At 69.5% G+C, this 8,812-nt stretch carries 7 protein-coding genes; 3 read left to right on the top strand and 4 right to left on the bottom strand.

Translation table 11 applies throughout. The features are described from left to right. Positions 1–1,552, top strand: a 1,552-nt coding sequence (locus AC04L7_RS07170) for a hypothetical protein (RefSeq protein ID WP_475512749.1), incomplete at its 5' end; no start/stop codon positions are given. A 13-nt stretch (positions 1,553–1,565) separates the two neighbouring features. Here AC04L7_RS07170 and AC04L7_RS07165 read toward each other — a convergent pair. The 3 genes from AC04L7_RS07165 to AC04L7_RS07155 all read right to left on the bottom strand — a co-directional run bounded on the left by AC04L7_RS07165 (position 1,566) and on the right by AC04L7_RS07155 (position 6,505). After that, positions 1,566–4,436 carry a serine/threonine-protein kinase gene (locus AC04L7_RS07165; RefSeq protein ID WP_475512748.1) on the bottom strand — a complete coding sequence of 957 codons (2,871 nt, stop codon included), beginning with the start codon at positions 4,434–4,436 and terminating at the stop codon, positions 1,566–1,568. After that, positions 4,433–4,984, bottom strand: coding sequence for an ECF-type sigma factor (locus AC04L7_RS07160; protein ID WP_296281390.1), 552 nt, complete (start codon positions 4,982–4,984; stop codon positions 4,433–4,435). The genes AC04L7_RS07165 and AC04L7_RS07160 overlap by 4 nt, the downstream gene beginning before the upstream one ends. Before the next feature lie 141 nt (positions 4,985–5,125). After that, positions 5,126–6,505 (bottom strand): glutamate--cysteine ligase, encoded by a 1,380-nt coding sequence (locus AC04L7_RS07155; RefSeq protein WP_475512747.1) that lies wholly within the window; start codon positions 6,503–6,505, stop codon positions 5,126–5,128. 153 nt (positions 6,506–6,658) lie between these two features. Between AC04L7_RS07155 and AC04L7_RS07150 the strand changes: the two genes are divergently transcribed. Continuing rightward, positions 6,659–7,375, top strand: a complete 717-nt coding sequence (locus AC04L7_RS07150) for a VIT1/CCC1 transporter family protein (RefSeq protein WP_296281388.1) — start codon at positions 6,659–6,661, stop codon at positions 7,373–7,375. Positions 7,376–7,383: 8 nt separating this feature from the next. Here the strand turns inward: AC04L7_RS07150 and yihA are convergent, their stop codons facing one another. After that, positions 7,384–7,986 carry a ribosome biogenesis GTP-binding protein YihA/YsxC gene (gene yihA, locus AC04L7_RS07145; RefSeq protein ID WP_296281387.1) on the bottom strand — a complete coding sequence of 201 codons (603 nt, stop codon included), beginning with the start codon at positions 7,984–7,986 and terminating at the stop codon, positions 7,384–7,386. 129 nt (positions 7,987–8,115) lie between these two features. Here yihA and AC04L7_RS07140 point away from each other — a divergent pair. Next, a partial coding sequence (locus tag AC04L7_RS07140; RefSeq protein ID WP_475512746.1) for a c-type cytochrome occupies positions 8,116–8,812 on the top strand: 697 nt, incomplete at its 3' end.

Raw genomic sequence — 8,812 nt, 5'->3', positions numbered from 1 at the left:
CGCGCAGAGGGATGCATTCCGCGCCTCGGAGCCCGACGCCACGCTTCGAAAGATGGCGCTGTTCGATTACCTGGTGCACTACCGGGTGATGGAAGCCACCGGCATGGTCGATGCGCTGGGTGGCGAAGCGAACGCGGTGGCGGCGCTCAGGGCATGGGGCGAGCAGAACGAGCGCGCCCTGCGCGGCACGCAGGCCGATGTGCCGCGGATGATCCCCGCGGCCTTCGATGGCAGCGGCCTGGATGCCGGCTTCACCGGCCTCGCGGTGGGCGCCTTCGGCGGCCTGATCGCCGGCGGCATGGTCAATGGCGCGGTGCAGACCATGTCGGACGAACAGCTGGCCGACCTGGTCAAGGCCGGACCGGTGAAGCTGGGCGCCGACAAGGACGGGAAGGGCGGTGCGGAACTGCACTTCGGTGCCGACGGTTCGCTGGACCAGACGCTGGAATTCGACGGCAAGGCCACCGACGGGCTGTCGGGCAAGATGAAGATCAAGGTCCACATCGACGCCTGCCCGGATGCGGAAGGCAAGCTGACGGTGACGCTGAACGTGGATTCGCAGATGAACGTCGTCGGCCAGGCCGGTGCGGGCGGACATGTGCGCAGTGAATTCAAGCTCGAACGGTTCCTAGACAACGATGCGCACCTGATCCAGGACAATGCCGGATCGACGGCGAGCATGACCATGTCCGCAGGCGGCACGGTCGGCGGCAAGCCGCAGTCCTTCGACGTCAGGATGGGCTACGGACGTTCGCCCGGCAGCGGCTACGAGGATTTCGGCGACCATAGCGGCTTCAGCATCTTCCGCATGGATGAAGTGAAGCACGCGGCGCAGCTGGCCGAGCAGTCCTTCGTCTACCTGCAGATGGTCGCCGAGATGATGCTGCGCGGTGTCGGCCAGGGCGGAGGGCCGTGGGAAAGCGGCCGCTGCGTGGAGCTCAAGGTCACCAGCAATCCCGGCAAGCGCAAGGGCATCCGCCCGAGCACCGCGTTCGATCTGGAGGCCATTCCGCGCGCGAAGTCCGATGGCGCGCCCGCCGGCGGCAYGGTGACCGCGACGCTCAGCGGCGGCGCGAGCCTGCAGCCCGCGGGCGGCAAGGTGCCGGCGGATGCGAAGTACGCCTATGCGGGGCCGGACAAGAAGAACGAAGAGGCCAGCATCACGTTCGAAGCGCGCAGCAAGCGCGGCGTGGGACGCGCGACGCTGGCCTTCGACACCAAGCGCCCGCAGGCTTACACCGCGGCAGGCGGGCTGGATGCGTTCTACGGGACCGGCACCGTCTGCAACCTCGGCGAGCCGTTCACGATCAGCGGAGGCGGCAATGTGGTGACCTTCACGCCGAGCAGCGAGGAGGGCGGGACCTACCGCTATCAGGGCAACATGGGCGGCGTCGGCGTCTACGGCAATGGCACGTATTCCGTCTCGGCCGACGAGCGCGGAGGCACGCTGACCGGATCAGGCAACGGGTGCGTGAAGACGCCGATGGGCACGCGCTGCAACAGCGGGACGGAGCGCTACACGCTGACGCCGATCGCGCCCTGCGAGCAGTAGCGCGCTCGCGGGTTCACAGCGTGGTGGCCAGCCGTTCCGCCGYGGCGAGATTACGCTCGCCCGGCAGCAACGCAGCGCGCAATACCGGCAGGGCGATGGCCAGGAGCTCCTTCGCCTGCGCCCTGTCGCCGCGCACCGCGACGTCGCCGGCCAGGGTGGCGCGCGCGATCGCCGCGTCGACGGCGCTTGCGCTGGACGCGAGCCGGCGGACCGCTTCGCGCTGGTGCTGCTCCGCCCGTCCCGCGTCGCCGCGCATGCGGTCGAAGGCTGCCTCGTAACCGAAGAAGTGACCGAACTGTTCGTGCGTCTGGGGCACGCCACGCCGTGTCATGCGGAGGCGCAGGTCGGCCAGCAACGGGACCCCGCGCGCCACATCGCCGATCCGGCGATACAGGCCGAGCTGGTCGCCAAGCACCAGTGCGTACTCCTCGGAGTCCTCGCCATCCAGGCGCCGCGCGCGTTCCAGCAGGCTGTCGAGCTGGCGGGCCGCGTCATCGAACCGGTCGTTGGCGATCAGCACGCGCGCGTGCGTGCGCTCCGCGCTGCGGCGGAACGTATCGTCAGGCGGAACCTCCGCCTCCAGCAGTCGTGCCATGCCCTGCGTGGAGCGTGCCAGGGCAGTCGCGTAGTCGCCGTACATGAGGTTGAGCGTGGCGATGTTGGTGAGCGCCATGGCCAGGTTGCGCGGCCCCTCGCCGGCCTGGCTGGACAGGGCGTAACTCCTGTCCAGCGCAAGCAGCGCCTCGCGGTAGCGTCCTTGACCGATCAGGGTTTCCGCGAGCGTCTGGTAGAGCACGGTTTCGCTGGCACCGCCGTACCCGCCGGTCTTCTCGCCGTCGGCGATCGCCTTGCGGATCACCTGTTCCGCTTCCCCGGACCGGCCCTCCAGCACCAGCCCGGCGACCAGGCCGCGGGTCAGGGACTGCCGCACCGGTGAATGGGCGGCGATGCCATGCTGATCGGCATACGCCAGTCCCTCGCGGCTGACCGAAAGCAGGCGGCGCCGATCGTTCTGGAAGTTGGCGGCGGTGCTGATGTCGGAGTAGATATCGAGCACGATGTCGACCGGCGGATCGTACATCTGCTTGGCGAACGCGAGCGACGCCTCGGCCCGCTTCCGGCAGGCGTCCAGGCCGAACTTCTCGACATGGCCCAGCGTGAGATGCGCCATCGCGCGCAGTTGCTGCTCGGGATCGTCGGGCGCGAAACGTCTTCGCAACGCCACGGCCTGCTCGGCTGCCGCGAACGCCTCGGCGTTGTGCTCCAGATCGGCCAGTGCATCCGAATAGGCCACCAGGTCATCGGCCAGCGCGAGCGCTTCGTCCCGCTGCTGCGGCTCGACGCCCTCGAGCCCCGCCGCGAACACGTCGACGGCGGCCTGCTGCTCCCCGATCGCCAGGTACAAACGGCCGAGCATCCGCTGGACCGGTTGCCTGACCTGGGGATCCAGGGTGCGCTGTTCGAGCTTGGCCTGCGCCTGGTCGAGCAGTTGGCGCACGCTGACTTCCCTGCTGCCGGCCTGTTCGGGCGAGGCGGCCGCCAGCGTATCGGAGAGGAACGCCAGCGTGGCCCGTGCGTTCGCAGCCTCATGCTCGGCGATACGCGCCTGCGCGCGTGCTTCGCGGGCCTGCCACACGGCGACGCCCGTACCGGCCAGCAACGCCACCGCGACGATGCCCGACGCCGCCGCCAGGGCGCGGTTGCGTCGCAGCCACAGCAACGCGCGGTCGACCCGCGACAAAGGCACCGCGCTGATCGGCCGGTCGTCGAGCCAGGCGCGCAGATCGTTCGCCAATACGTCCGCCGAGGCATAGCGCGCTTCCGGATCACGGCGCAGGCAGGCCTGCACGATCTGCGCCAGGCTTCCCCGCAACGCGCGTGCGAGCGATGCCGGGGTGTGGCCTCCGCGCTGCGCGGCCTGCTCGCTGCTGGCGTGCGACGCCGCCCGCGTCAGTGGCTCCGGATCGCGATCGAGCTGCTGCAGCTGGTGCGCCACCGGCGTTTCGCGCGTCACCCCGAACGGATGCGCGCCCGCCAGCAGGCGGTGCAGCACCACGCCCAGTTGCCACAGGTCGGTGGCGGTGGTGATGGGTGCGTCGAGCAGTTGCTCGGGCGAGGCGTATTCGAAGGTCAGCGCGCGGTCGACCGTCACTGCGCGCGTATCGGCGAGTTCCTTGGCGATGCCGAAGTCGAGCAGCTTCACCCGCCCGTCGGCATCCACCAGCAGGTTGGAGGGTTTCAGATCGCGATGGACGACCAGGTTCCGATGCGCATGGCGGACCGCATCGACCACCTGCAGGAACAGCACGATGCGCTGGCGCAGGCCTAGCTGCCGCGTGTCGCACCAGCGGTCGATCGGCTCGCCGTCGACGAGTTCCATCACGAACCACGGGTCGCCTTCGCTGCTGATGCCCCCGTCGAGCAGCGTGGCGATGTTCGGATGGCGCAGCCGGGCGAGGATCTGCCGCTCGCGCAGGAAGCGTTCGCGCGCCGCCTGCGAGTCGGTGCCGGCGCGGATCAGCTTCAGCGCGGCATGCTGCGCGTAGGCGCCGTCGTCGCGGTCGACGCGGTAGACGGCGCCCATGCCGCCATGGCCGAGGATGCCGGTGAGGCGCCAGGGACCGATGCTGCGGCCGACCAGCGCATCGCGTGCCACGTCGCCGTGCTCGTCGCGGAACGCACGGCCCCAGGCCAGCGCATCGCCGGCGAACGGTTCCGTGCCGCTCGCGTCCGCGGCCAGCAGTGCATCCACATCGGCCCGCAGCGCGGCGTCGCCGCCGCAGGCACCCGCGAGCCATGCGTCGCGCTGGGTCGGCGCGATCTCCACCGCCTCGCGGAACAGCGCCAGCGCCTGCCGGCGACGTTCGGGCCCGCCCTCGCTCACTTGCCCAGCTCCGCGAGCAGGAAAGCGCGCGCCGCGCGCCAGTCGCGCCGCACGGTACGCTCGCTGACGCCGAGCATCTGCGCAATCTCGGCTTCTTCGTAGCCACCGAAATAACGCAGCTCCACGATCTGCGCCGCGCGCGCATCGGCCTGCTGCAGGGCATCCAGCAGCTCGTCCAGCGCCAGCACTTCGACCACCGCCCGTTCGCCGCCGCCCAGCCGCGCGGTCAACGTCAGCGCTTCCACGCCGCCGCCGCGCTTCTGGGCATGCGCGATGCGCGCGTGGTCCACCAGCACCTGCCGCATCGCGCGCGCCGACATCGCCAGCAGGTGCGCGCGATCGTTGGCCGCCAGGCGTTCGCCCGTCGCCATCTTCAGATAGGTTTCGTGCACCAGCACCGTGGTGTCGAGGTTGTCGTGGTGCCGGCGCAGCTGGAGGTGGGCGGCACGCTTGAGCTCGTCGTAGAGGCTGGCGAACACCGCATCGGCCGCCCGCACGTCACCCTCGCGCGCGCGCTTCAGCAACTGGGTGACCGGTACCTGATCCATGCATCGCTCGCGGATGTGCGCCCCGGCACCCTGCCGCGGCCCCCTGCGTGACCGGATCCGGCATGCGCCGGATACGTCCACTTCAAGGGTGAGCAACGCAAAACAACGGCGACCCGGGACAGGCTGCGCCCGGGATCCCGCCTAGTACGCGAAGTCGCGGAACACGCCGTCGATGTCGCCGTTCCACTCGCCGTGGAAGAGGGCGAGCTTGCGCTCGGCCGGGGTCTCGTTGGCCTCGACGATCTCGACCAGCGCATCGAGGAAGCCGGCTTCGTCCACGCCCTTGCTGTTGAGGCGCGCGCGGCGCTGCAGGCCGCCGATGGCGATCTTCACGGCCTCGCGGGCCAGGTCGCGGACGGTGCCGTCGCGGAAGGGCAGCTTCAACGCGTGCTTCGGCACGCCGTCGCGCAACGCGTGGCGCTCGGCCAGCGAGAAATCCTTGACCAGGTCCCAGGCCGCATCGAGTGCGGCATCGTCGTACAACAGGCCCACCCAGAACGCGGGCAGTGCACAGATGCGATTCCAGGGACCGCTGTCCGCGCCGCGCATCTCCAGGAACTTCTTCATCCGCACTTCCGGGAAGGCGGTGGTCATGTGGTCCGACCAGTCGCGCAGCGTGGGCAGCGCACCCGGCAGCACATCCAGCTCTCCACGCAGGAACCTACGGAACGACTTGCCGCTGGCATCGTGGTAGATGCCGTCGCGGTAGGAGAAATACATCGGCACGTCGAGCAGGTAGTCGACGTAGCGCTCGTAACCGAAGCCGTCCTCGAAGACGAAGTCCAGCATGCCGGTGCGGTCGCCGTCGGTGTCGGTCCAGATGTGCGAACGGTAGCTCTGGTAGCCGTTCGGCTTGCCCTCGGTGAACGGCGAGTCGGCGAACAGCGCCGTGGCCACCGGCTGCAGCGCCAGCGACACGCGGAACTTCTTCACCATGTCCGCTTCGCTGGCGTAGTCCAGGTTGACCTGCACCGTGCAGGTGCGCGTCATCATGTCCAGGCCGAGSTGGCCGACCTTGGGCATGTACGACTTCATGATCTKGTAGCGGCCCTTSGGCATCCACGGCATCTCGTCGCGGCGCCACTTGGGCTGGAAGCCCATGCCGAGGAAGCCGAGCTGCAGTTCGTCGGCGACCTGCTTCACTTCCTTCAGGTGCGTGCCGACTTCGACGCAGGTTTCATGGAGGGTCTCCAGCGCCGCACCCGAGAGTTCCAGCTGTCCCGCCGGCTCCAGCGTGACCGAGGCGCCATCCTTCGACAGTGCGATCACGCGACCCTTCTCTTCGATGGCTTCCCAGCCGAAGCGGGTCAGGCCTTTCAGCAGCGCTTCGATGCCGCGGTCGCCATCGAAGGTCGGCGGCCGCAGGTCGTCCAGGCGGAAGCCGAACTTCTCGTGCTCGGTGCCGATGCGCCAGTCCTGCGCGGGCTTCTCGCCCGAGGCGATGTATTCCACCAACTGGGTGCGGTCGGTGATCAGCGTGTCGGCGACGTGGCTGGGACTGGACAAGGGCGGGACTCGCAAGGGGGACGCGACGCCGGCGTGCCAGCGTGGCAGKGCCGGCACTATAACGTGGCCGCCTGCACGCCAGCATCGCCACGACAACGCCGCAGCATCCCATCCATGGACGCGATGGGGCGGATCGACGCCCGACCTTGCCGGGCGTACGCTGCGCGCATGACGCACCCCGCCCGCGACACCGCACCGCGCCATCGCGAACGCCATCGCACCGACCGTGTCGGCTGGCTGCGCGCGGCCGTGCTGGGCGCCAATGACGGCATCGTCTCGGTCGCCGGCCTGGTGGTCGGTGTCGCCGCCAGCGGGGCCAGCGCGTCGACCATCCTCGTGACCGGCGTGGCCGGCCTGGTCGCGGGCGCCATGTCGATGGCGGCCGGCGAATATGTTTCGGTGCAGTCGCAGGCCGACGCAGAAGCCGCCGCGCTCGCCGTCGAAACCCGCGAGCTGCGCGAGATGCCGGACGGCGAACTGGCGGAGCTAGCGCAGATCTACGTCAAGCGGGGTCTGGATCCGGTGCTGGCGCGGCAGGTCGCCCAGCAGCTGACCGCGCATGACGCGCTGGCGTCGCACATGCGCGACGAACTCGGCATCACCGAGGCGCTGCGTGCACGTCCGGTGCAGGCGGCGCTGGCGTCGGCCGCTGCCTTCACGGTCGGTGCCCTGCTGCCGATCGCGACGACGCTGCTGGCGCCACCGGACAGGGTCGCGCTGGTCACCACCGTGGCGACCCTGGCGGGCTTGCTGGTGTCAGGCGGATTGGCCGCCAGGGTCGGCGGTGCCCCGGTTCTTCGCGGCGCGTGGCGGGTCGGCTTCTGGGGCGCGATGGCGATGGCGGCTGCCGCGGCCGTGGGCCGCCTCTTCCACGTCAGCGTCTGAGTTCCGGCTCAGGACAGTTCCAGCCAGTTGCCCACGATCATGCGGGCCTCGTCCACGCCCTGCTTCGACTCGGCGGAAAACGTCTGCACGCTGACCGTATCGCCGAAGGCGGAGAACAGCTCCTTCTTCACCGCCTGCAGGGCATTGCCCTGCTGGCCGCGACCGAGCTTGTCCGCCTTGGTCAGCAACGCATGCGCCGGCAGGCCGCGCTGGACGGCGTAGCCCAGCATCTGCCGGTCGTACTCCTTCAGCGGATGGCGGATGTCCATCACCACCACCAGGCCTTTCAGCGCGTCGCGGGTGCGGAAGTAGCGATCGATGAAGGCCTGCCAGTGCGCCTGCAGGTCCTGCGGCACCTTCGCATACCCGTACCCGGGCAAGTCGACCAGATAGCGGTCCGGCTGGACCTGGAAGAACACCAGCTGCTGGGTGCGGCCGGGCGTCTTGGACACGCGGGCCAACCGGTTGTGGTTGACCAGTGCGTTGAGGGCGCTGGACTTGCCGGCATTGGAACGGCCGGCGAAGGCCACTTCGAAGCCGCCATCCTCCGGCAACTGGCGCGGGGTATGGGCGGAGAGCAGGTAAGTGGCGGAATTCAGGGGGTTCGACATGGCGATAGGATCGCACGGTGGCGGGCGGGATACCGTTTGAATTGACCGCGAGCAGCCGCCGCGACGATAATTCGGGGGTTTCGCGGCCTCTTCGGGCGCCGCCTCAGTCAAGGGTTTCGGAGCTTCAGCATGCGCCACGCTCGCGTTATGGGACTTGCCGGACTGGCCGTGTTGGCCGTGGGCGCAGTCGCTTTTGCACAGACCACGGTCGTTCCCGTGCCCGACAATGCGCCGGTCGAGACCGCCCCGCTGGAGGTCAATCTCGCCAAGACCACCTGGGGCGATGCCAAGGCCGGCYAGACCAAGGCCGCCGCCTGCGCCGCCTGCCACGGCGTCGACGGCAACCCCAGCGACCCGCAGTACCCGCGCATCGCGGGCCAGAGCGAGCGCTACGTCGCCCAGCAACTGGCGCTGTTCGCCTCGGGCGAGCGCAACACGGGCATGGCGGCGGTGATGGCCCCGTTCGCCCAGGCCCTGAGTGCGCAGGACATGCGCGACGTGGGCGCGTACTTCGCCACCCAGAAGTCCGGCGCCGGCCTGGCCGACGACAGCGTCGTCGCCGACGGAGCCTACAAGGGCATGAAGTTCTACGAAGTGGGCCAGCAGCTGTACCGCAGCGGTGACGCCAAGCGCGGCGTGCCGGCCTGCATGGCGTGCCATGGCCCGACCGGCGCCGGCAACCCGGGCCCGGCCTATCCGCACATCGGCGGCCAGATGCAGGACTACACCGTGCGTCGCCTGACCGAATACAAGGCGGGCACGACCACGCTGAAGGACGCCGCCCACTTCAACATCATGGCGCAGGTCGCCGGCCCGTTGACCGAGC

Source organism: Pseudoxanthomonas sp. LjRoot204_2 (genome assembly GCF_056175765.1).
Note: the sequence above shows the minus strand (reverse complement) of the source record. Positions and strands in the feature narration are given on the sequence as shown.

Coding starts and splice junctions, on each gene's coding strand:
- AC04L7_RS07160 (WP_296281390.1), bottom strand. CDS start 4,984: ATGGATCAGGTACCGGTCACCCAGTTGCTGAAGCGCGCGCGCGAGGGT.
- AC04L7_RS07150 (WP_296281388.1), top strand. CDS start 6,659: ATGACGCACCCCGCCCGCGACACCGCACCGCGCCATCGCGAACGCCAT.
- yihA (WP_296281387.1), bottom strand. CDS start 7,986: ATGTCGAACCCCCTGAATTCCGCCACTTACCTGCTCTCCGCCCATACC.